Source organism: Xanthomonas citri pv. citri, from assembly GCF_000961215.1.
Classification (GTDB): Bacteria; Pseudomonadota; Gammaproteobacteria; order Xanthomonadales; family Xanthomonadaceae; genus Xanthomonas; species Xanthomonas cissicola.
The window spans coordinates 298,477-321,649 of record NZ_CP008998.1 but is presented as its reverse complement, the minus strand read 5'-3'; the positions used below and the strand labels follow the sequence as shown (position 1 = coordinate 321,649).

Below are 23,173 nucleotides of genomic sequence, written 5' to 3'. Positions count from 1 at the left end.
GAGGCACATCCTTATGTGCGGTCAGTGCACTGTCAGCTGCTCGTTTGCGCCGCCCCCACCGCGCGCAGACAGAAGCCGCAGATCGCTTCGACCAGTTGCTCGCCCTGTTGCGGGTCGCCACGGCTGGGAGCGATCGGCCCCACCAAGGCCTCGGTAAACGCGCCGACGATGCAGGCAGCCGCGGCGTCCAGCGACTGCTGCGGAAACTCCCCGGCCGCCACGCCTTCGGCAAGCAGCTGGCGAAACACCTCACCGAACAGGCGGCGGCCGCGGATGCGCTCGGCGTCGACCTCGCTCTCCACCGGCTCGGCGATGAAGGCGTATGCCAGCGCCGGCCCGGCCAGCGCCCGTCGTACGAAGGTGGCGATCGCGCTACGCAAGCGCTCGGCTGCGCTGGCCTGGGTGGCGGCGATGGCACGCAGGATGGCCATTTCACGCTGCACCGCCTCGCTTAGAACTTCCACGAAAAGTTCGGCTTTTGACGGGAAATGTCGATAAATCTGCCCGGTCGATACGCCCGCGGCCGCGGCCACCGCGGTGACCGGTGCATTGCGGTAGCCGCCTTCGGCGATCAGGACGCGGGCCGCGTGCAGGATCCGTTCGCGGTTGCCGGCCAAGCGTTCTTCCATCAGGGCGGAGCGTCGATAAGCCATGGTGTGATTCTTGGTTCAATAGTTGAATTTTGGTTCACTTTTTTGTTGCGGGCCGCTAGTCTGGCCGTATTCGCCGCGCGGTCCGCCCGCTCCCACCCGGCACACCCCGATCCCTGTGGAGTTGTTGCATGCATGTGCCGTCCTTGAACTTCGAGCTTGGCGAAGAGATCGACCTGCTGCGCGAAAGCGTGGCCGCGTTCGCCAGCCACCATATCGCTCCGCTGGCCGCGGCAGCCGACCACGATAACGTGTTCCCCGCCCAGCTATGGCGCCTGCTCGGCGAACAAGGCCTGCTCGGCCTGACCGTAGAAGACGCGTACGGCGGCAGCGGCATGGGCTATCTGGCGCATGTGGTGGCGATGGAAGAGATTTCGCGTGCTGGCGGTGCGATCGGGTTGTCGTATGGCGCGCACTCCAATCTGTGCCTGAACCAGCTGCGCAAGAACGCCAGCCACGCGCAGAAGCAGCGCTACCTGCCCAAGCTATGCAGCGGCGAGCATGTGGGCGCGCTGGCGATGAGCGAGGCCGGCTCCGGCTCGGATGTGGTGTCGATGAAGCTGCGCGCCGATGCGCGCGGCGACCGCTTTGTGCTCAACGGCAGCAAGATGTGGATCACCAACGGCCCGGATGCCGATGTGCTGGTGGTGTACGCCAAGACCGACCCGGACGCCGGCGCGCGCGGCATCACCGCCTTCATCGTCGAAAAGGGCATGCCGGGCTTTTCCACCGCGCAGAAGCTCGACAAGCTGGGCATGCGCGGCTCCAACACCTGCGAGCTGGTGTTCACCGATTGCGAAGTACCGGCCGAAAACGTGCTCGGCACGCTCAACGGCGGCGCACGCGTATTGATGTCCGGGCTGGATTTCGAACGCGTGGTGCTGGCCGGCGGCCCGCTCGGGCTGATGGCCGCAGCGATGGATGTGGTGCTGCCGTATGTGCACGAGCGCAAGCAGTTCGGCGAGCCGATCGGCACCTTCCAGTTGATGCAGGCCAAGCTGGCCGACATGTATGTGGGGCTCAATGCCTGCCGCGCGTATGTGTATGCGGTGGCGCGCGCCTGCGATGCCGGGCGCACCACCCGCCAGGACGCAGCCGGCGCCATTCTTTACGCCGCCGAGAAGGCAACCTGGCTGACCGGCCAGGCCATCCAGGTGCTGGGCGGCAACGGCTACATCAACGACTACCCCACCGGACGCCTGTGGCGCGATGCCAAGTTGTACGAGATTGGCGCGGGCACTTCGGAGATTCGCCGCATGCTGATCGGCCGCGAATTGTTCGAACGCACCGCCTGACGGAGCCACCATGAGCGTGATCGATAGCCAGCTGCAGGTCAGCGGCGAGACTTTTCAACACAACGCTGCCGCGATGCGCGCGGTGATCGACGACCTGCGCCGCACCCTCGCCCAGACCGCCCGTGGCGGCAGCGACGCCGCACGCGCCAAGCACACGGCACGCGGCAAGCTGCTGGCGCGCGAGCGCATCGACGCACTTCTGGATCGGGGCAGCGCCCTGCTGGAAATCGCGCCCCTGGCCGCCCATGGCATGTACGAGGACCAGGTCCCGTGCGCAGGCGTGGTGGCCGGCATCGGCCGCGTGTCCGGCGTGGAATGCGTGATCGTCGCCAACGATGCCACCGTCAAGGGCGGCACCTATTACCCGATGACGGTGAAGAAGCATTTGCGCGCGCAGGAGATCGCGCAGCAAAACCGGCTGCCGTGCATCTATCTGGTCGATTCCGGCGGTGCATTCCTGCCGTTGCAGGACGAAGTGTTTCCGGACCGCGATCACTTCGGGCGCATCTTCTACAACCAGGCCAATCTGTCCGCCCGAGGCATCCCGCAGATTGCATGTGTGATGGGATCGTGCACCGCTGGCGGCGCCTATGTGCCGGCAATGAGCGATGAAACGGTGATCGTGCGCGAGCAAGGCACCATCTTCCTGGGCGGCCCGCCGCTGGTGAAGGCCGCCACCGGCGAAGAAGTCAGTGCTGAAGACCTGGGCGGCGCCGATGTGCATACGCGCATCTCCGGTGTGGCCGATCATTTTGCCGACAACGACCTGCAGGCGCTGGCGCGCGTGCGCGCCATCATCGCGCAGCTCAACTGGCGCAAACCTGCCGCGTCGTTGGCGCTGCAGGCACCATTGCCGCCACGCTATGCCGCCGACGAACTGTACGGCGTGATTCCTGCCGACACGCGCAAACCGTTCGATGTACGCGAAGTGATTGCGCGCGTCGTCGACGATTCGCGCCTGGACGAATTCAAACCGCGCTATGGCAGCACGCTGGTCACCGGGTTTGCGCACCTGCATGGCTACCCGGTCGGCATCATTGCCAACAACGGCATCCTGTTTTCCGAGTCCGCGCTCAAGGGTGCGCATTTCATCGAGCTGTGCACGCAGCGCGGCATTCCGCTGGTGTTTCTGCAGAACATCACCGGCTTCATGGTCGGGCGCAAATACGAACATGGCGGCATCGCCAAGGACGGCGCCAAGCTGGTGATGGCGGTGGCCTGCGCCAAGGTGCCCAAGTTCACCGTGGTGATCGGCGGCTCGTTCGGTGCGGGCAACTACGGCATGTGCGGGCGCGCGTATTCGCCGAACTTCTTGTGGATGTGGCCGAACGCGCGCATCGGCGTGATGGGCGGCGAACAGGCGGCCAGTGTGTTGGCCACCGTGCGTCGCGATGGTATCGAAGCCAAGGGCGGTACGTGGTCGGGCGAAGACGAGGAGACGTTCAAGGCGCCGATCCGCGCGCAATTCGAGCAGCAAGGCCATCCGTATTACGCCAGTGCTCGGCTCTGGGACGATGGCATCATCGACCCGGCCGATACGCGCCGCGTGCTGGGCCTGGGATTGTCGGCGGCCTTGAACGCGCCGATCGAACCCACGCGCTTTGGTGTGTTTCGCATGTGAGGTCATTTGGCGCACTGCAGCCGCAATGCTGCGGTGCCCGTGCTGGTGTGCAGGCTGGAGTGAGGTTCTGTCGTATGCGTGCCGGCAATCGTGGACGTTTGTGCAGGTGGCTTGCAGCCACACAACGCCATGTGACAACCAACCTGCTTGCGCTCGATGTCCGTGTGCAACAGCAAGCTGTTTATCTTCGTAAGACGACCCGCCGCTACGGCGACGTGCAGAGACTGATCCGATGACCCAGCGCGACCCTATCGCCGCAGCAACGCAAGCGCCCTTCGACAAGATCCTGATCGCCAATCGCGGCGAGATCGCCTGCCGCGTCATCGCCACCTGCCGCGCCCTGGGCATTGCGACGGTGGCGGTGTACTCGGATGCAGACCGCAATGCACGGCATGTGCGCATGGCGGACGAGGCAGTGCATATCGGCGCCGCCCCCGCGCAGCAGAGCTATCTGCGTGGCGAAGCGATCCTACAAGCAGCACGCGCCACCGGTGCGCAGGCGATCCATCCCGGTTATGGCTTCCTGTCGGAAAACGCGGCATTTGCCGAGGCCTGCGCACATGCTGGCATCGTCTTCATCGGCCCGCCGGCAGCGGCGATTCGCGCGATGGGCGACAAGAGTGCGGCCAAGGCACTGATGCAACGGGCCGGCGTGCCGCTGACGCCGGGTTACCACGGTGACGAACAGGCGCCGGCATTCTTGCGTGCGCAAGCCGATGCAATCGGCTATCCGGTGTTGATCAAGGCCAGTGCTGGCGGTGGCGGCAAGGGCATGCGCCGTGTGGATGCCAGCGCAGCGTTCGACGACGCGTTGGCCAGTTGCCAGCGTGAGGCGCAGTCGGCATTCGGCAATGCGCACGTGCTGGTGGAAAAATATGTCCAACGGCCGCGGCACATCGAAATCCAGGTGTTCGGCGATACGCATGGCGAGGTGGTGTACCTGTTCGAACGCGACTGCTCGGTGCAGCGCCGCCACCAGAAGGTGCTGGAAGAAGCGCCGGCGCCCGGCATGAGCGAGGCCAGGCGCGCCGCGATGGGCAGGGCGGCGGTGGATGCGGCGCAGGCGGTGGGCTACGTGGGTGCCGGTACCGTGGAATTCATCGCCGGCCCGGACGGCGATTTCTATTTCATGGAAATGAACACCCGTCTGCAGGTGGAGCACCCGGTGACCGAATTGATCACCGGCACCGATCTGGTCGAGTGGCAATTGCGGGTTGCCGCAGGCGCGCGCTTGCCGCGCAGGCAGCACGAGCTGCGCATCCACGGGCATGCGCTGGAAGCGCGCCTGTACGCCGAAGATGCCGAGCGTGGCTTTCTACCCTCCACCGGCACGCTGCGTCAGTTGCAGATGCCTGCTGCCAGTGCGCATGTGCGTGTGGATGCGGGCGTAGAGCAAGGCGACACCATCAGCCCTTATTACGACCCGATGATCGCCAAGCTGATCGTCTGGGATACCGATCGCCCGGCCGCATTGGCACGCATGCGCGCGGCGTTGGCGCAATTCCACGCGATCGGTGTCACCACCAACAGTGCATTTCTGTCGCGCCTGATCGCGACCGACTCGTTCGCGTCGGCGAATCTGGACACCGCGTTGATCGAGCGCGAACACGCCGTGCTGTTCCCAGAGGCGCGCAGCCCCGACAACGCCTGGTGGTGCCTGGCAGCGGTGTTGATTGCCGATGCATTGCCGGCAGTGGCCGTTGATCCGGCCGATCCGCATTCGCCGTGGCAGCACACGGACGGTTGGCGCATCGGTGCGCATGCAGCGCAGCGCATCGTCCTGGAAGCGAACGGCGAGCGCCGCCAACTCGCTGTGCGCCCGGATGCCGATGGCTGGCAAGTCACCAACGCAGACCAGATGCATACCTTGCGCTACCACCGGCACGAGACGGGCTTGCGTGTGGAGATGGATGGCCGGCAATGGCGTGCACAGGTGTTGCGCGACGGCGCCACGCTGACCCTGATCGGGGCCAGGCAACGGGCCGTCTTCCGTCACCACGATGCACTGGCAGAAGCCGACCAGCCTACCCAGGAGGCCGGCGGACTGACCGCACCGATGCCCGGGCGCATCGTGTCCCTGCCCGCAACAGTGGGCCAGCCGGTCGCCCGTGGGCAGGCACTGGTGGTGCTGGAAGCGATGAAAATGGAGCACACCCTGCACGCGCCCAGCGATGGCACCGTGCAGGCGTACCTGGTGGCTGAGGGCGATCTGGTGGATGACGGTGCGGCGCTGGTGGAATTTGTGTCCGCGTCTGCGTAGCAGCGCATGGCAGGGTGACCAACGGCACGTTCGCCTGCGCGCACGCTGCCGCTAGCGTGGCAAATCGGCCGGCTCGGCCGCCTTGCCACCGGAGTCCCCATGCAACGCCTGCTTCTTGTTTCCAGCATGCTGCTCGCGCTGTCTGCGTGCAGTGACAAACCTGCGCCAGCTCCCGAGAAAGCGGCAGCGCCTGCACCGGCGACAACAGCGCCCGCAGCGCCGCCTGCGCTGATCACCCGCGATGCGCTGTTCGGCAATCCCGAGCGGGCCAATGTCAGCATCAGTCCGGACGGAAAGTACCTCAGCTGGGTGGCGCCGCTGGAGGGCGTGCTCAATGTCTGGGTGGCGCCGGTGGATGCGCCCGACCAGGCGCGCGCAATCACCAAGGACACCGCACGCGGCATTCGCAATTACTTCTGGACCTATCAACCCAATACCTTGTTGTATCTGCGCGACAACGGTGGCGATGAAGATTTCCACCTGTTTTCAGTCAATTTGACTGACGGCAGCAGCAAGGATCTCACCCCGTTCAAGAAAACCAATGCCGAGGTGTATCGGGTCAGCGCACAGCATCCCGAGTCGATCATGGTCGGCATGAACGACCGCGATGCCAAGTGGCACGACCTGTATCGCGTGGACCTGGCCTCCGGCAAGCGCACGCTGGTGCAGAAGAACACCGGCAGCCTGGATGCGTACCTGCTCGATGGCGGCTACCAGCTGCGCTACGCCACGCGCGCCACCGACGACGCCGGCAGGGAGTTGCTGGTGCCCGATGGCGACGGCTGGAAGAGCGTGGACCGCATTCCGTTCGAGGATGTCACCAACACCGCACCGGAGGGCCTGACCGAGGATGGCAAGACGCTGTACATGCAGGATTCGCGCAACCGCGATACCGCAGCGCTGTATGCCATCGACACGGCCAGCAACACACGCACGCTGCTGTTCGAAAACCCGCGCGCCGACGTCGGCGCCACCTTGAACGACCCCAAGACCGGGGCGGTGCAGGCGGTGTCCACCGACTACCTGCGCGAAGAATGGAAGCCGCTGGACAACGGCATTGCCGCGGATCTGCAGAAACTCAAATCCCTTGGCGGCGGCGATGCCAGCGTGGCTGCGCGCACGCTCGACGACCGCATCTGGATCGTGGGCTATTCCGCGGCAGAAACCCCGCTCACCTACTACCGCTACGATCGCGCCGATGGCGGGAAGCTGACCAAGCTGTTCTCCGCACGGCCCGCACTGGAGGGCAAGCCGCTGGTGCCGATGTGGCCACAGGAGCTGACCGCACGCGACGGTCTCAAGCTGATCAGCTACCTCACCCTGCCGGCCGAAGCCGATGCCAACCACGACGGCAAGGCCGACAAGTTGGTGCTGTTCGTGCACGGCGGCCCATGGGCGCGCGACAGCTACGGCTACGGGCCGTACGAGCAATGGTTGGCCAACCGCGGCTATGCGGTGCTGGCGGTGAATTTCCGTGGCTCCACCGGCTTCGGCAAGGCGTTCACCAACGCCGGCAACGGCGAGTGGGCCGGCAAGATGCACGACGACCTGCTCGACGCGGTGCAATGGGCGGTCAAGCAAGGGGTCACCAAACCGGACGAGGTCGCCATCATGGGTGGCAGCTACGGCGGCTATGCCACGCTAGTCGGCATGACGTTTACCCCGGACGCCTTCAAATGCGGCGTGGATATCGTGGGCCCGGCCAATCTCAACACCTTGCTCGGCACCGTACCGCCGTACTGGGCCAGCTTCTACAAGCAGCTGACCCGGCGCATGGGCGACCCGGCCACCGAAGCCGGCAAGCAGTGGCTGACCGACCGCTCCCCGCTCACCCGTGTCGACAAGATCAGCAAGCCGCTGCTGATCGGCCAGGGCGCCAACGACCCACGCGTCAAACAGGCCGAAAGCGACCAGATCGTCAACGCAATGAAGGCCAAGAACATTCCGGTCACCTACGTGCTGTTCCCCGACGAAGGCCACGGCTTCCGCCGCCCGGAAAACAGCAAGGCCTTCAACGCAGTGACCGAAAGCTTCCTGAGCCAGTGCCTGGGCGGCCGCTTGCAACCGATCGGTGCGGATCTGGAAGGCTCCAGCATCACCGTCCCGGAAGGCGCCGACAAGATCAACGGCCTGGGCGAGGCCTTGAAGACGCATACGCAGGCGATTCGGAAGTAATTGACCTGCGCAGCCGCGCATCGTATTCAGGGCAGTACTCGCTGTTCTGCGGGTACTGCCGCCCGTGATGCGGACGCGCTGAGCAGCTAGTGCCGTTGCCGGCCCACCGACCGAAGTCGGTATCCGGGACAGCACCAAAGCAACTCGATGACGTCGCTACTTGTGTTGCTGGCAGCGCAGTAGTTCCGTCCGCGAAGGCAGCCGCCTTGCCCTGATCATGTGTCGGAGAGCTGGAAGGTCCTGTCAGTGCTGCTCAAGATCCTTGGATAGGTCTAAATTGCGGCTAGACCGCCAGATCGTTCCGTTAGGATCCAGCTCGGTGTTCGTCATCTCTTCGGCACGCCAACCGAATCCGCAAATGGCGAGTGGACCGTCCTGCAGGCCATCCAGGCCCAGTGCCTGTTCAATGTCGACCTCATTGATGGCCGACGTCACGAACGCCCCTAGCCCCAGGTCCGTGGCGCTCAGATAGAGCGTCTGCGCAATATGGCCGACATCGAGAATCATCGCGCGATAGGCCTTGGCGTGGTTTCGATACTTCCAGAAGCTGCGCAAGAAGCGTGGCGCCAGAATCAACAGCACCGGCGCTTCGGCAAACCAGTGCTGACCGGAGAGCGCTCGACGTGCGAAATCCGACAGCGGCTCAGGCGGCGGCGCCACGGGCTGCAGCGCGTGCTCGATTGGACGGTAGTGATACAGCCCGCTTGGCATGCCTTGGACGCGCTGAATCAGCAAATAGGTCTCAGTGGGATGCAGGCTTCCTCCCGAAGGGACCGGCTTTTTCAAAAACGCGGTGTCGTGCCCCACCGCAACACGCGCACTCGCCATGACGCTACGTTCGAGCATGTGGCCCAATAACTCACGCGATAGTGCGCGCTGCTTATCGAAATTGCGGCAGGTCACACGGCGTGACAACAGGTCATCGAAGGCACCGGTGGCCGCACGCGGCAGCGTGATACGTGCGGCAACACCTCCTATCCCACGCTCCACGACCTCGGCAGGCGGCGCGCCCAGGCGATCGACCATCCCCTCTGCGGTTGTCAGGCCTTGTTCTTCCATTGTCGCGACGCTGTCTTCGCCTTTCCAGCGTGCAAAACGATGCCAAAGCGCGGCCAACGGCCACCAACGCTGCTGCTGCACCTGCTCATCATGCTGCCGATGGGTTGCGTGCGCGGCTTGGTCGCTGATCGCCAGACCTTGATCGAGCAACCGCTCCATCCAGGGCAGCAGCGGTTGCGTCGGATCGACCGGCTGCCAGCGCGTTGGACTGAGTTGACTTAGCCAGTCGCGCTCGTGCGCAGCCACTTCCACTTCGGCATCGAGGTGGGGCGCGAGCGCCAGCCAACGGGTGCGGCGACGCAGCCCAACGCCGCCGGCAAGCAGTTGAGCAAAATCGAACGTCGCATCGTCGCGAAGCTCGAAGAACAGCGTGGCACAGCGACGAATCTGCATGGAGACATCTCAAGGACGCATGAGCATGGTCGATATTGTCTCAGCTATCCCCTCACATCATGCGCCAGCCCCCTCACCTGCGGACAAGACGATGACCCATCCAGCCGACAAGGCACACCCTCCGTTTGATGCATCCATCGCCGACAGGCTGCTGGAGCTGCTCTCCAACGACGACGATTTTCGCGATTGCTTCCAAGACAACCCAGCACAGGCGCTTGCTCAGCTCGGTGTTGCCGGAGCCAATGCCAACGACGGCGTGCCCAGTGCCGGAGAACCTTATTACTGCATGACCACCAGTCAACTCGCTTCAAAGGAAGACATTGCGCTGGCGCGTGTCGAGTTACAGAGCTATCTGACCGAAAAGACCAATCACACCGTGATCTTCGCTTTCGAATCCGAAAGTATTCGCTCCACCCTGCTGCGCAGGTAAGCAGGCAGATGCGATGCAGGCCAGGCACGCACGAACGCCTGCGCCTGCTCGCGGGCTTCCTGCGTACGCCCCAGTGCGTACAGCGACTCGGCGGTCCATAACCGGGCTAACCGCGTGTGTGCCACATTGAGCGGCTGTAACGTCTGCGAGGCATTTGCCTCGATGTAGGCGCGCCCACGCTGAAGGGAAAGCCAGCGAGCTTGTTGCAGTGCCTCCGCGTGCCGTCCGCTGTCATGCAACAAGGTGTACAAGGTCACGCGCATCTGCAACAGATCGTCGGGACCGGGAGGCAGACGAGCGATGGCGGCCACCCGATCGCCGGACAGCGCCAGATGCTGGGCTTCGACGATCGCGCGTAGGTCGGCAAGCACGGGTGTTTCGTGTGCGAGCGCAGGCTTGATCGCCGAAAGCGCGCGTGCAGTGAACTGATCGTCGCCATTCCGCTGAGCCTGGCTGACCAGGGACAGCACCATCGCAGCGTCGTCCTGAAGGTTTGGCTCGGCCGGGCCATTGGCCTTTATTGCACCCACCAGCGCTTCAAACGTCGAACTCATCCCGGGGCCCACGGATGCTGTTTCACCGGTGATGGCTGCGGTGGTGGCCCCAATCACCAGGAACTGCCGATAGCTGAAATCATCGGTGTGCTTGCTACGCTCCAGGGCCTGTGCTACTGCCGCATTCGCGTTCGCCCAATTGGCCTGATCCAGCGCGATGCTGGTGCGGTCGATCAGCGGCACCACGTCATCGTTGGCGTAGCCGTTGTCTACAATCCGGTCGAGGGTTCGCTGCGCCTCGGCATAACGACCAAGCACTGCCAAGGCATCGGCTTGGCGTCGCAACGGACCTGCCCGATCGCCATCGCTCGAGTTTTCGAAGCGCTGCAACGCAGCCTCGACCTTCCCCTGTGCCATCAGGATGCGGCCGATGCGATCGGACGCAATAGAACGCAGCGGATCCTGTACGACATCGGCAGCCTGCGCATATGGCAGCGCATCCGCAAAGCGGTTTGCCACAAACAAATGCCATGAAGTGTTGGCGGCACCGGCGAAATTGTCCGGATACAAGGACGCCAACGTTCGCCACAGTGGGAGCGCGGTGTCCACCGCCCGCAGCTCGGCGATCCAGGCATCTAGATAGAGCTGATCACGCGCCGGCAAGCGCTGACGGAACCGAACCGCGTTGTCCAGATACGGAAGCGCGCCGTTGCGGTCGGACACCGCAACCTTGATGCGCGCCGCACCCAGGTAAGCCAACGCAAACGTCGGGTCGATTCCGACCGCGCGATCGAACAGTTCCAGGCCCTCACGCCACCGACCTTTCGCAGTCGCTTCCACGCCCAGTGCATAAGCACGCAACGCGTCCAGACTCGATGTTGTGACGGCAGGCAATGGCACTGAATTCTTGTCGATCGACGCGACCATCTCGCCGAGCCCCTGGCGGAGCTTACGTGTGACTTGATCCACCGAAGACAGCGCGGACGGTAAGCCATCGCCTTGGACGAACTCCGAATACACGGTTGTCTGCGTGCGCGGATCCACCAGCTCTACGCTGAAACGTAGTTTCCCTCCAACTTCAGCGACGGTCGGAAGAAGAACTGCGCTGGCACCATCACGCAACGCCACCTCCGACGCCACACTGCGGTCGAGAACAATCGTGTTGGGATCGCGCTTCATTCGCGTGACGGTGTCGCGCACCTTCATGTCACTCAGGACATTGACGTAACGCGACTGCTCGAGGCTGATGCGTAGCGCCTGTTCCAGCGCTCCATCCAGCACGGTATTGCCAGTGAGATTGCGCACATCGCCGACGACCACCCAATCGCGACTGGCAAAGGCAATCGCAGGCTGCGGCCGGATGAAGAACCAAGCTGCGATTCCCACCGCCAGCACCACCCCCACCTCGGCCACCAACGCGGCCGGCCTGCGCCACAGCGGCACGTCGCGCCAGGCTTTTGCCGAATTCTTCGGCATGCGCAGGGGAGTCAGGCCGACTTCGCCGACTTCGTAGATCTCCATCGGAGTCGGCATGCCCTTGAAGCGCCAGCGCCCGTGCGATTTCCACAACAACCGGTCGGCGCGATTGCCGAGTTCGCGCGCGGCGCGATGGGTCAACGACTCGGCCACCGCCGAGAGCAAAATCTGCCCGGGCCGTGCCATCGACATCAGGCGTGCGGCGGTGGGCTTGGCCAGCCCTTCGACTTCCAGCGGCTTGGCACCGATGCTGATCGCTTCGTCGCTATTGCGCCAGGTCAGCACTTCGCCCACATGCAGGCCCTGGCGTGCGCAGAGCGTGAGCGCATGCGCATCGCCCATGGTCTTGAGCCCGCGCGCATAATCCAGCGCGAAACCCAGGCCATCGATGGGGCGATCGAACAGCAGCAGCAGCCCGTCGGAACGATCGATCAGGCGGCCGCGCCAGTGCTGCTGCAGCTTGACCACCAGGCGGTCGTGCTCGCGGAACAAAGCAGCCGCAGCGTTGTCGCCGATACGTTCGACCAGCGCGGTCGAATCGCAGAGATCGGTCAACAACAAGGTGCGCAGCCGCGGCGCCTGGAGCGCTTCCGACGACGCGTCCTTGCGTGCGTGGGTGCGGCTGCCCATCGCTCAGCGGTGACCCGATGCAGGCGGTTGATCCAGGGCCAGCGTCTCCTGCATGCACAGCACATTGCCGCCCTGCCGCTTGGCCTCGTACAAGGCGCTGTCGGCGAGCGTGTACCAGTCGTTCCACGCCGCGTCCGCATCGATCATGCACGAGCCCACGCTGACCGAGCAGCCTTGCTCGCCCTGGCCGTTGCACAGCCGCGCTTCCACCGCCCGCACGATGCATTCGCCGATGTGGTGCACCAGCTCGCTGGTGCCTTGTGCGACGAGCACGCAGAATTCGTCGCCGCCGAGACGACAGGCCAAGTCGCCTTCGGCGATCACCGAACGCAGGGCATGCGCCACGTTCTGCAGCACGCGGTCGCCTGCCAGATGACCGAACTCGTCGTTGATGCGCTTGAAGCGGTCGCAGTCGATCAGGATCAGGCCGACGCCCGGCACGTGACCGGCCCGCCGGCATTCCTGCAGGTGCAACGCCAGGCCGCGCCGGTTGTGCAAGCCGGTGAGCTCGTCGGTACGGCTCAGTTCTTCGGTGTGGTTGAGCTGGTGCGAGGTGACGTACAGGTTGTCCAGCGCCGCTTCCAGATCGTGATTGCGGCGGCGCAGCTGGCGGATCAGCAATTGTTCGTTGTTGACCACCCGCACGATGGAGCGGCGCAGGAAGTGCGCCACCATCGAGGGATCCTGGTCGACCAGGCGCTGGAAATCGTCGTGTGCCAGCTCGATCAGACGGCTGTCGGTGGAGGCGCTGGCCCCGGCGCTGCGCGCGTGATCGCCGATCAGCAGGCCGAGCTCGCCGAAGAATTCTCCCGGGCCCAGATGCTTGAGCATCAGGTCCTCACCGAAATCCAGGTCGATCTGGCCGCTGACAACGATGTACATCTGCGTGCCTACGGCACCGCGCTCGAACAGCGACTGGCCCGCGGACACCTCGCGTAAACGGCCGAAACGGGCGAAAAACGCCAGTTCCTCGGCAGTCATCAGCGCATGCAGCCCGTCGGGGAGCGTTTTGGCAGCGCTCCCCGTCGGCTCAAGTGCGCCTGCGGCGTTGTGGCAAGTCATCGGTTTTCCCTTAGGCCGGCCTGCAACGTCAGCCCATGGACAAATCCTACAGGACTCCCTTGTTCAGCACCAGGTCACACTCCTTCTCATGAAGAAAGAGACGAATTGACGGGTAGTGGGCGCAAAAAAGGGCTCGGTTTTCCGAGCCCTCCCCTCCCAGGGTGGCGCAATGTCGCGCCTGCTGAATTTGCCTTGGTCGTCCATTGCCATGGAGACAGCTGCATCAACTGAGCGTCCAGGTGCTGCGTCACTGCATTGCCTCATGTACATCCGCCGACGTTGCAGTGCTGCCAGCAATCAGGCCGCCTTGTCGCTTTGGAATTGCTCTTCTTCAGTGGAGCCACGCAACGCGGTCGTGGACGATTGCCCCTGCTGGATCGCCTGCGTCACTGCATCGAAATAGCCGGTGCCCACCTCGCGCTGATGCTTGACTGCGGTAAATCCCATCTCCGCCGCCTCGAACTCGGCCTGCTGCAATTCGACGAATGCGCTCATCTGCCGGCGCGCATAGCCGTGCGCCAGATGGAACATGCTGTGATTCAACGCATGGAAACCGGCCAGGGTGATGAACTGGAACTTGTAGCCATAGCTCGCCAGTTCGGTCTGGAATTTGGCAATGGTGGCGTCGTCCAGATTCTTCTTCCAGTTGAAACTCGGCGAGCAGTTGTAGGCCAGCAATTTGCCGGGGAACCTGGCATGGATGGCCTGTGCGAAGGCGCGCGCAAATTCCAGGTCCGGCTTGCCCGTTTCGCACCAGATCAGATCGGCGTACGGGGCATAGGCCAAGCCGCGGCTGATTGCCTGGTCCAGGCCATTGCGGGTCTTGAAGAAGCCTTCGACCGTACGCTCGCCGGTGGTGAACGGTTGATCGTTGGCATCCACATCGCTGGTGATCAGGTCGGCGGCTTCGGCGTCTGTGCGCGCGATCAGCACCGTCGGCACGCCCAGCACATCGGCGGCCAGGCGCGCGGCATTCAATTTTTCGATCGCCTCACGCGTGGGCACCAGCACCTTGCCGCCCATATGGCCGCATTTCTTGACCGAGGCCAGCTGGTCTTCGAAGTGCACACCGGCCGCACCGGCTTCGATCATCGCCTTCATCAGTTCGAAGGCGTTGAGCACGCCGCCGAAACCGGCTTCGGCGTCGGCCACGATCGGCTGCAGGAAGTCGATGGCATCGTTGCCTTCGGCATGATGGAGCTGGTCGGCGCGCAGCAAGGTATTGTTGATGCGCTTGACCACCGCCGGCACGGAATCGGCCGGGTATAGCGATTGATCCGGATACATCTGCCCGGCCAGATTGGCATCGGCGGCAACCTGCCAACCGCTCAGGTAAATCGCCTTCAGGCCGGCCTTGATCTGTTGCATGGCCTGGTTGCCGGTCAGCGCGCCCAGCGCATTGACGAACGGTGTGGCATGCAGGGAATTCCACAGTTTTTCTGCACCCAGGCGTGCCAGCGAATGCTCGACATGCACGGTGCCACGCAGGCGCGCCACATCGGCAGCGCTGTAATTGCGGGCGATGCCGGCCCAGCGAGGGTTGTTGGACCAGTCCTGCTGCAGTTGTTCGGCGCTTTGCAGTGTAGTGCTCATCTTGCGTTCTCCTGAGAAGTACGACGGATGGAACGAGGAAGGAATGGCGGGCATGCCAAGGCAGGCGGCATGGCGAGGCCGTCGTTGCGCGTGCGTGCGCAACGGGCGTTGACTGCGTTGAAGTGGAAGCTGCGCGACGCCGGTGGCGAGGCGTCGCCGCATTGGCGATCAGTCGATCAGGCGGTACGCCGGTACAGTAAGGAAGTCCGCCAGTTCGTCGGCGCCGCTCAACTCTTCGAGCAAGGCGATCGCTTCATCGATCCGTGCAGCGCCGGGCAGCGCGGTGGCGGTTCCCAACCGTGCGGGCAGTGCGCGCAGGGTCGCCTGCAGCAGGTGTTGATCGATGGCTATGCCATCATCCAGGTGCTGACCGTGGTGCAACCATTGCCACAGCTGCGCGCGGCTGATTTCGGCCGTGGCGGCGTCTTCCATCAGGTGGTGGATCGGCACGCAGCCATTGCCGTCCAGCCAGGCCGCCAGATAGCGCACGCATACTTCGACATTGCCTTCGAAGCCGGCGCGGGTGACATTGCCCGGCGAGGGCGCGATCAGCAGGTCGCGCGTCACCTGCACGTCGTTGCGCAACACATGCTGCTGATGCGCGGTGGGCATGTGTTCGTCGAACAGTTTCATCGCCACCGGAATCAGCGCCGGATGCGCCACCCAGGTGCCATCGTGGCCGGCGCTCACTTCGCGCAGCTTGTCGGCGCGCACGCGGGCCATGGCCTGTTCGTTGGCGGCTTCATCGTGGTTGATCGGAATCTGCGCGGCCATGCCGCCCATCGCATGCGCGCCGCGGCGGTGGCAGGTCTTGATCAACAGCTCCGAATACGCCCTCAAGAATGGCTGGGTCATGGTGACCTGGCCGCGTTCGGGCAGCACGCGGTCGCGGTGCGCACGAAAGGTTTTCAGGTAGGAAAAAATGTAGTCCCAACGCCCGCAATTGAGCCCAACGATGCGCTCGCGCAGCGCGTAGAGAATTTCGTCCATCTCAAACACCGCCGGCAGCGTTTCGATCAGCACGGTGACCTTGATCTGCCCATGCGGCAGGCCCAGCATCGCTTCGATATGCGCCAGCGCGGTGTCCCACAGTGCGGCTTCTTCCATGCTCTGCAGCTTGGGCAGATACAGGTACGGGCCGCGGTCCTTGGCCAGCAACGTGCGGCCATTGTGGAAGGCAAATAACGCCGCATCGAACAGGCCGCCGGCCAGCGGCTGGCCGTCGATCAGCACGTGCTTTTCGTCCAGGTGCCAACCACGCGGACGCACGATCAGCACCGCACGTTCGGCCTCCGGGCGCAGGGCGTAATGCTTGCCGTTGGGCGCATCGAAGCTGAGATCGCCGCGCACCGCCGCAACCAGGGTGCGCTGGCCGGCCAGCAGGTTGCGCCAGGTCGGCGCGGTGGAATCTTCGAAGTCGGCCATGAACACCTTGGCGCCGGAGTTCAGCGCGTTGATGACCATCTTCGGGTCGGTTGGGCCGGTGATTTCGACGCGACGGTCCTGCAGCGCCACCGGCAGAGGGGCCACGCGCCAGTCGCCGGTACGGATGGCCTGGGTGTCGGTACGGAAGTCTGGCAGCTGACCGGCGTCGAAGGCGGCCTGGCGCTGGCGCCGCTGGGCCAGACGCTGTTGGCGGCCGGGCTCGATCGCCCGGTGCAACGAGACCAGCAAGGCAAGCGCAGCGGCCGGCAGCAGCTCCGCCTGGCCGGCGATCTGGGTGGTCAGCGCAATGCCGGGCGTGGCGTGGTCGTTGGGGCGGGGAGCAAACGCGGTGGCAGCCATGTGGAGGTCCTTGTGCATCCGGACCTGCACCGTGCGCCCGATACAACTATTTGACAAAGCAGTTTTATCAATGCTGTAAATAAGTCTGGCTTATATTAAACCCGCGCAGAGTAGTACCATGGCGCCAACCCCTCGATTCTCCTACAAATCCGATCGGCTCAAGCCGTTGCGCGCGTTCTGCCAGACGGTGCGTCTGGGCTCTGTCTCACGTGCGGCTGAGGCGCTCTATGTCAGCCAGCCGGCGGTGACCTTGCAGCTGCAAGCGCTGGAGCGTGATCTGGGCGTGCCGTTATTCGAGCGCTCCGGGCGACGCATGGCGCCCAGCCGCGAGGGCCAGTTGCTGTACGACATGGCGCAGCCGCTGGTGGAAAGCCTCGATGGGCTGGAAGCGAGCTTTCGCGAGAAGGTGCGCGGGCTCGATGCCGGCGAACTCAATATCGCCGCCAACAGCTCCACCATCCTGTACCTGCTGCCGCGCATCGTGGCCAACTTCCGCGCGCGCCATCCAGACGTGCGTCTGACCCTGCACAACGCCATCAGCGCCGATGGCACCGACCTGCTGCGCGAAGACGCGGTGGATCTGGCGGTCGGCTCGATGCTGGACGTGCCGGCCGACCTCAACTACGCGCCGGTCTACCGTTTCGAACAATTGCTGATCACCCCGCCCGACCATCCGTTGGCTGGCAAGGCCGAGGTCTCGCTGCAGGATCTGTCGCCGTATCCATTGATCCTGCCGCCGCGCCGGCAGGTGACCTACCGCCTGGTCGATCTGATCTTCCAGCAGGCGCGCGTGCCCTACACCGTGGCGCTGGAGGTGGGCGGCTGGGAGGTGATCAAGCAATACGTGGCAATGGGCATGGGTATTTCCATCGTCACCGCCATCTGCCTCACCGAGGCCGACCGCGACAAGCTGGCCACGCGCTCGCTGAAGGACTTTTTCCCGACCCGCAGTTACGGCGTGGTGGTGCGCAAGGGCAAGTATCTGTCGCCGCAAGCACGCGCGTTTATCGAGCTGATCCAGCCGGATCTGTTCACCCCGCGTGGCTATGACGAGAGCGGCGATTCGGAGCGTTGAGCCGTTCGATATGGCCCAGCGTTATCGCCTGGCGATGCGAGCACGCGTCACGCCATCCAGCACGCGCATGCGCCGGAAGACGCTCGATGAAGCGCGCTAAGCGCGTGTGCCATCCAGCAATGCGAGCGAACGCGACAAGATGCCGGTGCGTGCATCGGGCCATCAGCATCTCACTTCAAGCGCATTGCCTGCGCGTGTCGATCACCAACGTGATCGCAGCGCGTCGTCACGCATAAACTAGCAGCCAGCGCATGCGGCGCATCGCTGTGCCGTCGGTCTGGGGGAACTGGCCGATGACCTGCAGGACGCGAGGGCCGAGCCGACTCAACCACTGGAATGCTGAGGCGATGAATCAAACCACGTTGTTGCTGGTGCAGTTGGCGGTGATCCTGGGCGCTGCGCGCCTGTGCGGTGCGTTGTTGCAACGCATTGGGCAGCCGCCGGTCATCGGCGAAATGGCGGCCGGGCTGTTGCTCGGTCCGATCGCATTCGGTGCCTGGCTGCCCGACCTGCACACGGCGTTGTTCGCCGCCAAAACCCTGCCGCCGCTGTCCGGCCTGGCCACGATGGGCGTGGTGCTTTTCATGTTCGTGGTCGGCGTGGAATTGCGTGCGCCGGAAGGCACCAAGACGCAAGTGCGTGCCTCGGTCCTGGTGGGCGTGGCCGGCATCGTGTTGCCGCTGCTGCTCGGTCTGGCTGCCGCGCCGTGGCTGTTCCCGCGCTTCGCACCGCAAGGCGTCAGCTTCTGGCCGTTCGCGCTGTTCATTGCCGCGGCGATGTCGGTGACGGCATTTCCGGTGCTGGCACGCATCCTCAAGGACCGCAACATGACGCGGACGCCGGCCGGCCGCCTGGCGCTGGGCGCGGCCGTGATCGACGATGCCACGGTATGGATCTTCCTGGCGATCGTGCTGACCCTGACCGGCAACAACGCGCATGGCGGTGTGGCGTTCACGGCCATCGGTGCGTTGGTCCTGATCGCCGGCGTGTTCGGTGTGCTCAAGCCTGCCTATGCGCGCCTGCTGCGCTCCCGCGCGCATGACGGCCGGTATGCACCGAGCGCGCTGGTATGGGCGTTGATCGGGCTGCTGGCATGCGCCGCGCTGGCGGAGTGGATCGGGCTGCATGCGATCTTTGGCGCCTTCCTGTTCGGCATCTGCCTGCCGCGCGATGACCGCCTGCTGGAGCATCTGGCCGGGCGCATCGAGCCGCTGGCCATCACCTTGCTGATGCCGGTGCTGTTCGCCGTTGCCGGTCAAGCCACCAGCCCTGGCGCGTTCGCCGGCGCCGGCCTGAGCGGACTTGTGCTGGTGATCGGCATGGCGGTGAGCGGCAAGTTGCTCGGCTGCACGCTGGGTGCGCGCCTGAGCGGCCATCGATGGCGCGACAGTCTCACCGTGGGCTCGCTGATGAACGCACGCGGGCTGATGGAGTTGGTGGTGATCAAGATCGGACTGGATAGCGGCGTGATCGGGCCGGATCTGTTTACGCTGTTGTTCGGCATGACGCTGGTGACCACGGTGATGGCGTCGCCGATGGTGGCCTGGTTCCAGGGCAGGCGGCACGCAGCGGCCGATGCGCTGGCCGCAAGCAACTCGCCTCACTGATGAGGGCGCGATGGTGCTGCGGTGCCGCGTCAGGCCGGATACCGTGCATGCAACTGCGCTGCGGCCGAGCGCATGGCGTTGGATCACCGCGCGCTCGAGGTTGCGGCACTGCACATGCCCGCATCCGCTTCCCCGCAGGGTTCCGTCACATCGAACCCAGCTGAGTCGTGTTATGCCCAAAGCGCGGCGCCGGCTGCGTTACGCGCGCGGCTACAGTGCAGTTGGCAATTTCGCCAGGGCGGTCGCGCGACGCAACCGGTGCTGGTGTTGCCCGATGGCAGCGTCGATCTGATCTGGGATGGCAGCGAAGTATTCGTCGCCGGACCGGATCGCATGGCCAATCCTGCATCGGTGGCAGCAGGCACGACGTTGACCGGTGTCCGTCTGGCGGCGGGCGTGGCGGCCGGTCTGCTGCAGCTGCCGTTACACGCCATTGCCGACCAACGCGTCGCGCTGGAATCGTTATGGGGCGTGCAGGGCCGCATGTGGCAGCATCGCCTGGAAGACGGTGCTGATCCGTTACAGACCTTGCAGGCACTCTGCCAACAGCACGCCGCAGCGCGCGATCCGCAGATGGCTTGGCTGTTCGAACAACTGGCCGTCGGCACGCCGACACGGCTAAGCGCATTGACCGATGCGTTGGGGATCAGCGAGCGTTCGCTGCGCCGCCGCTGTCAGGACGCATTCGGCTACGGCAGCAAGACGCTGCAGCGCGTCCTGCGCCTGCAGCGCTTCCTGCGGATCGTGCGAGGGCACCGCAACTTGACCGAGGCCGCGCTGCACGCCGGCTACGGCGATGCACCGCACCTGGTGCGCGATGCACGTCAGCTCACCGGGCTGAGCCCGCGCGCACTGGTGCAGCAGCACGCACGCTGAGTTGGCCGTTTTCGCCAAGCCACCGGCGTGCGCCATCCGCATGCTGTGCACTTACTCAGGAGCACGCCATGACCGACGCCACGCAGCACCGCATCGATTATCTGGAATTTGCCGCCGACTCGATCGCCGTCGCCAAAGCCTTTTATGGGCAGGCCTTCGGCTGGACATTTCAGGACTACGGCCCCGACTACTGCGAATTCCGCGACGGCCGCCTGAGCGGCGGTTTCTTCCACGGCACGCCGCAACCGGGTGGCGCGCTGGTGGTGCTCGCCTCCGATGATCTGGCACGCAGCCAGGCACGCATCGAAGCGGCAGGTGGGCAGATCACCCAACCGGTGTTCGCGTTTCCGGGCGGGCGACGTTTTCACTTTGCCGACCCGCATGGCTATCCCTTGGCGGTGTGGTCGAAGGACTAAGAGAGCAGCGACCAAACGCCTGCGCGCACCGCCAGGCGTGCGCGGCCGGTGCCCGGAATCGGCGTGTACCACTCGTCCATTGCGCCTCTGAGTGCGCCGGCGTGCCCACCCGACGACTGCTCGCTACGTTCGGTTGCCGCCCTAAACGCGCAAGCGAGCGTGCCGACGCGTGCTCACTTGCGCGCGTACAACCCCAGGAACATCGCCACCGCCGATTCGGCCACCTGCGTCTGTTGCTGCGGCGACAGCGGCGGCTGGCCCAGGGTGATCTGCGGCCAGAACGCAAAGCCCTTCACCAGCGCCTGCAACTGCTGCGCGGCGAAGTCCGGCTCCACGCCTGTCAGCCGGCCGTCGGCCAGTGCGGCACGCAGCCAGGTGGTGGTGCCCTCTTCCTTGCTGCCCAGCTGCGACAGCAACTCGCGCGCCCGCGCCGGCGAGTGGATGCCTTCGGCGATGGCCACGCGCGACAGATCGATGAACGCCGGGTCGTCCAACAGCCGCAGCTTCTGTTGCAGCAAGGCGATCAACTGCAGGTGCAGCGGTTGATCGGGCCGATACGCCAGATTCACCGCCTCGGCGCTGCGTTGCCACAGCCCGCGCAAAATCTCGCCGAACAAGGCGTCCTTGCTGGGGAAGTGGTTATAGACCGTGCGTTTGGAAACGCCGGCAGTGGCGGCTACACGGTCCATGCTGGTCGCTTCGAAGCCGTGCTGCCGGAACTCGGCAATGGCGGCCTCGACGATGGCGTTGCGTTTGCGGTCGGTCAGGCGCTGGGGCTTGGCCGGAAGGGAGGGTGCGGTCGACATCTGGCGATTTTACACCTGGCAGTTTACTTTCACGAAAATAAAACTACACTGTCCAGTGTAATCTCTCCTGGCACTGGTGTGATCCGCCGTTGTCATCCCGCCGCAGTTGGTGTGTAGGAAGCTGGCTGTACGTCCCGTCCATGCCGATCCTTACGCCAAGTGCACCGAGTGCTTGCTGCATCGCCGTTGCCTGATCGCTCGTACTTCTTCTGCTCTCCCACGTCTTGCTCGGACTTCCCATGGCTCCCCCACGTCCTTCCCCCTACGCCGATTCGCCACAGTTTCGCGCTGGCCGCTTCCGTAATGCGATGCCGTTGCCGACCACCGTCATGACCCTGCGCGAGCAGCTCGGCCTGATGTGGGCCATGGTGTTCGGCAAGCCCCGCACCACGGTGCCCGCCGCGCCCTTGCCGGTGCAGCCGCTGACACGCGCGCACCTGCTGGCCGCGCCGGATCGCAGCCTGTACCGGCTGGGCCATTCCACGCTGCTGATGAAGCTGGCGGGCGGGCTGTGGCTGACCGACCCGGTGTTTTCCAAACGCGCCTCGCCGGTGCCATTCGCCGGGCCCAAGCGTTTCCACGCCCCGCCGATTGCACTGGATGCGCTGCCGCCGTTGGCCGGGGTGATCCTGTCGCATGACCACTACGACCATCTCGACCGCGCCACCATCCGCGCGCTGGCCGACCGTGTCGGCGTGTTTGTCGCCCCGTTGGGCGTGGGCGACCTGCTGGTGCGCTGGGGCGTGGACCCGGCCAAGGTACGGCAGTTGGATTGGTGGGAGTCGATCAGCGTCGCCGGCCTGCAGCTCACCGCCACCCCGTCGCAACATTTTTCTGGCCGCGGGCTGTTCGACAACGGGCGCACGCTATGGTGTTCCTGGGTGATCCAGGCAGGCGACCTGCGCCTGTTCTTCAGTGGCGACGGCGGCTATGGCCCGCACTTCAAGACCATCGGCGAGCGGCTCGGGCCATTCGATGTCGCATTGATCGAAAATGGCGCCTACGACCACATGTGGCCGCACGTGCACATGCAGCCGGAGCAGAGCCTGCAGGCGTTCATCGACGTCGGCGGCCGTAGCCTGCTGCCGATCCACAACGGCACCTTCGATCTGGCCATGCACGCGTGGCAGGAACCGCTGGACCGGATCGTGGCGCTGGCCGACTGCGCTGGTGTCGCACTGATCACCCCGTGCATGGGCGAGCGCGTGGACTTGAATGCCCCCGGCAACCGCGTGCGTTGGTGGCCGCAGGACGCTGCGGCGAGCGCGTCGGATGGGTTGGTGGCAACGCCATAAGTGGCGGGCTGCGGTGTGGCTACGCCATGGTGCTTGCCGGCGTCCTGGTGACTGCGTGCACAGCGTGACGCAAACATCGGCAACGTCAGGCTCTTCGACATCGCTAGTGCCACTGCCTCGCGTCTCGATCTGCGCGTCTCGCACTGCAGCGGCAGGCATGCGGATACGACCGGCA

Annotated in this window: 17 protein-coding genes and 1 pseudogene; 10 read left to right on the top strand and 8 right to left on the bottom strand. The window is 64.7% G+C overall.

Annotated elements, in window-relative coordinates; genetic code table 11:
- Positions 1–32 precede the first annotated feature (32 nt).
- On the bottom strand, positions 33–653 hold the full coding sequence (locus AMD14_RS01860) for a TetR/AcrR family transcriptional regulator (protein ID WP_005912293.1): 621 nt from the start codon (positions 651–653) through the stop codon (positions 33–35).
- 128 nt (positions 654–781) lie between these two features.
- Here AMD14_RS01860 and AMD14_RS01855 point away from each other — a divergent pair, with 128 nt between their 5' ends.
- The 4 genes from AMD14_RS01855 (at position 782) to AMD14_RS01840 (ending at position 8,001) form a co-directional block, all read left to right on the top strand.
- Positions 782–1,945 (top strand): isovaleryl-CoA dehydrogenase, encoded by a 1,164-nt coding sequence (locus AMD14_RS01855; protein ID WP_011050202.1) that lies wholly within the window; start codon positions 782–784, stop codon positions 1,943–1,945.
- 10 nt (positions 1,946–1,955) lie between these two features.
- Positions 1,956–3,566 carry a carboxyl transferase domain-containing protein gene (locus AMD14_RS01850; protein ID WP_011050201.1) on the top strand — a complete coding sequence of 537 codons (1,611 nt, stop codon included), beginning with the start codon at positions 1,956–1,958 and terminating at the stop codon, positions 3,564–3,566.
- Between the two features lie 232 nt (positions 3,567–3,798).
- On the top strand, positions 3,799–5,826 hold the full coding sequence (locus AMD14_RS01845) for an acetyl/propionyl/methylcrotonyl-CoA carboxylase subunit alpha (protein ID WP_011050200.1): 2,028 nt from the start codon (positions 3,799–3,801) through the stop codon (positions 5,824–5,826).
- Between the two features lie 99 nt (positions 5,827–5,925).
- Positions 5,926–8,001: a S9 family peptidase gene (locus AMD14_RS01840; protein WP_011050199.1), complete on the top strand. Its 2,076-nt coding sequence runs from the start codon at positions 5,926–5,928 to the stop codon at positions 7,999–8,001.
- A gap of 243 nt (positions 8,002–8,244) precedes the next feature.
- Here AMD14_RS01840 and AMD14_RS01835 read toward each other — a convergent pair whose 3' ends face one another.
- Entirely contained in the window at positions 8,245–9,453 is a 1,209-nt protein-coding gene (locus tag AMD14_RS01835) for a putative peptide maturation dehydrogenase (protein ID WP_015462758.1), read from the bottom strand.
- 91 nt (positions 9,454–9,544) lie between these two features.
- Here AMD14_RS01835 and AMD14_RS01830 point away from each other — a divergent pair, with 91 nt between their 5' ends.
- On the top strand, positions 9,545–9,883 hold the full coding sequence (locus AMD14_RS01830; protein WP_015471596.1) for an NHLP-related RiPP peptide: 339 nt from the start codon (positions 9,545–9,547) through the stop codon (positions 9,881–9,883).
- Here the strand turns inward: AMD14_RS01830 and AMD14_RS01825 are convergent.
- The 4 genes from AMD14_RS01825 to aceB form a co-directional block, all read right to left on the bottom strand.
- Complete coding sequence (locus tag AMD14_RS01825) at positions 9,823–12,483, bottom strand: putative peptide modification system cyclase (protein ID WP_015462757.1); 2,661 nt, start codon at positions 12,481–12,483, stop codon at positions 9,823–9,825. The genes AMD14_RS01830 and AMD14_RS01825 overlap by 61 nt on opposite strands.
- Positions 12,484–12,486: 3 nt before the next feature.
- Positions 12,487–13,545, bottom strand: coding sequence for a GGDEF domain-containing protein (locus AMD14_RS01820; RefSeq protein ID WP_011050195.1), 1,059 nt, complete (start codon positions 13,543–13,545; stop codon positions 12,487–12,489).
- A gap of 297 nt (positions 13,546–13,842) precedes the next feature.
- Positions 13,843–15,138 (bottom strand): isocitrate lyase, encoded by a 1,296-nt coding sequence (gene aceA / locus AMD14_RS01815; RefSeq protein WP_003488965.1) that lies wholly within the window; start codon positions 15,136–15,138, stop codon positions 13,843–13,845.
- Positions 15,139–15,306: 168 nt separating this feature from the next.
- A complete protein-coding gene (gene aceB / locus AMD14_RS01810) occupies positions 15,307–16,923 on the bottom strand; it encodes a malate synthase A (RefSeq protein ID WP_040259712.1) in 1,617 nt (538 codons plus the stop codon).
- A gap of 118 nt (positions 16,924–17,041) precedes the next feature.
- Between aceB and AMD14_RS01805 the strand changes: the two genes are divergently transcribed.
- The 4 genes from AMD14_RS01805 (at position 17,042) to AMD14_RS01790 (ending at position 20,897) form a co-directional block, all read left to right on the top strand.
- Positions 17,042–17,998: a LysR family transcriptional regulator gene (locus AMD14_RS01805; RefSeq protein WP_003488961.1), complete on the top strand. Its 957-nt coding sequence runs from the start codon at positions 17,042–17,044 to the stop codon at positions 17,996–17,998.
- 347 nt (positions 17,999–18,345) lie between these two features.
- Positions 18,346–19,605 carry a cation:proton antiporter gene (locus tag AMD14_RS01800; protein ID WP_011050193.1) on the top strand — a complete coding sequence of 420 codons (1,260 nt, stop codon included), beginning with the start codon at positions 18,346–18,348 and terminating at the stop codon, positions 19,603–19,605.
- 114 nt (positions 19,606–19,719) lie between these two features.
- Positions 19,720–20,481, top strand: a complete 762-nt coding sequence (locus tag AMD14_RS01795) for a helix-turn-helix domain-containing protein (protein WP_011050192.1) — start codon at positions 19,720–19,722, stop codon at positions 20,479–20,481.
- Positions 20,482–20,549: 68 nt separating this feature from the next.
- Entirely contained in the window at positions 20,550–20,897 is a 348-nt protein-coding gene (locus tag AMD14_RS01790; protein WP_003488955.1) for a VOC family protein, read from the top strand.
- Between the two features lie 173 nt (positions 20,898–21,070).
- Here AMD14_RS01790 and AMD14_RS01785 read toward each other — a convergent pair whose 3' ends face one another.
- Both AMD14_RS01785 and AMD14_RS01780 read right to left on the bottom strand, forming a co-directional pair.
- Complete coding sequence (locus tag AMD14_RS01785) at positions 21,071–21,703, bottom strand: TetR/AcrR family transcriptional regulator (protein ID WP_005912268.1); 633 nt, start codon at positions 21,701–21,703, stop codon at positions 21,071–21,073.
- 9 nt (positions 21,704–21,712) lie between these two features.
- Positions 21,713–21,944 (bottom strand): annotated as a pseudogene (locus AMD14_RS01780) (hypothetical protein).
- Here AMD14_RS01780 and AMD14_RS01775 point away from each other — a divergent pair.
- Positions 21,943–22,998 carry an MBL fold metallo-hydrolase gene (locus AMD14_RS01775; RefSeq protein WP_015471588.1) on the top strand — a complete coding sequence of 352 codons (1,056 nt, stop codon included), beginning with the start codon at positions 21,943–21,945 and terminating at the stop codon, positions 22,996–22,998. The pseudogene AMD14_RS01780 and the gene AMD14_RS01775 overlap by 2 nt on opposite strands.
- The last annotated feature ends 175 nt before the right edge of the window (positions 22,999–23,173 follow it).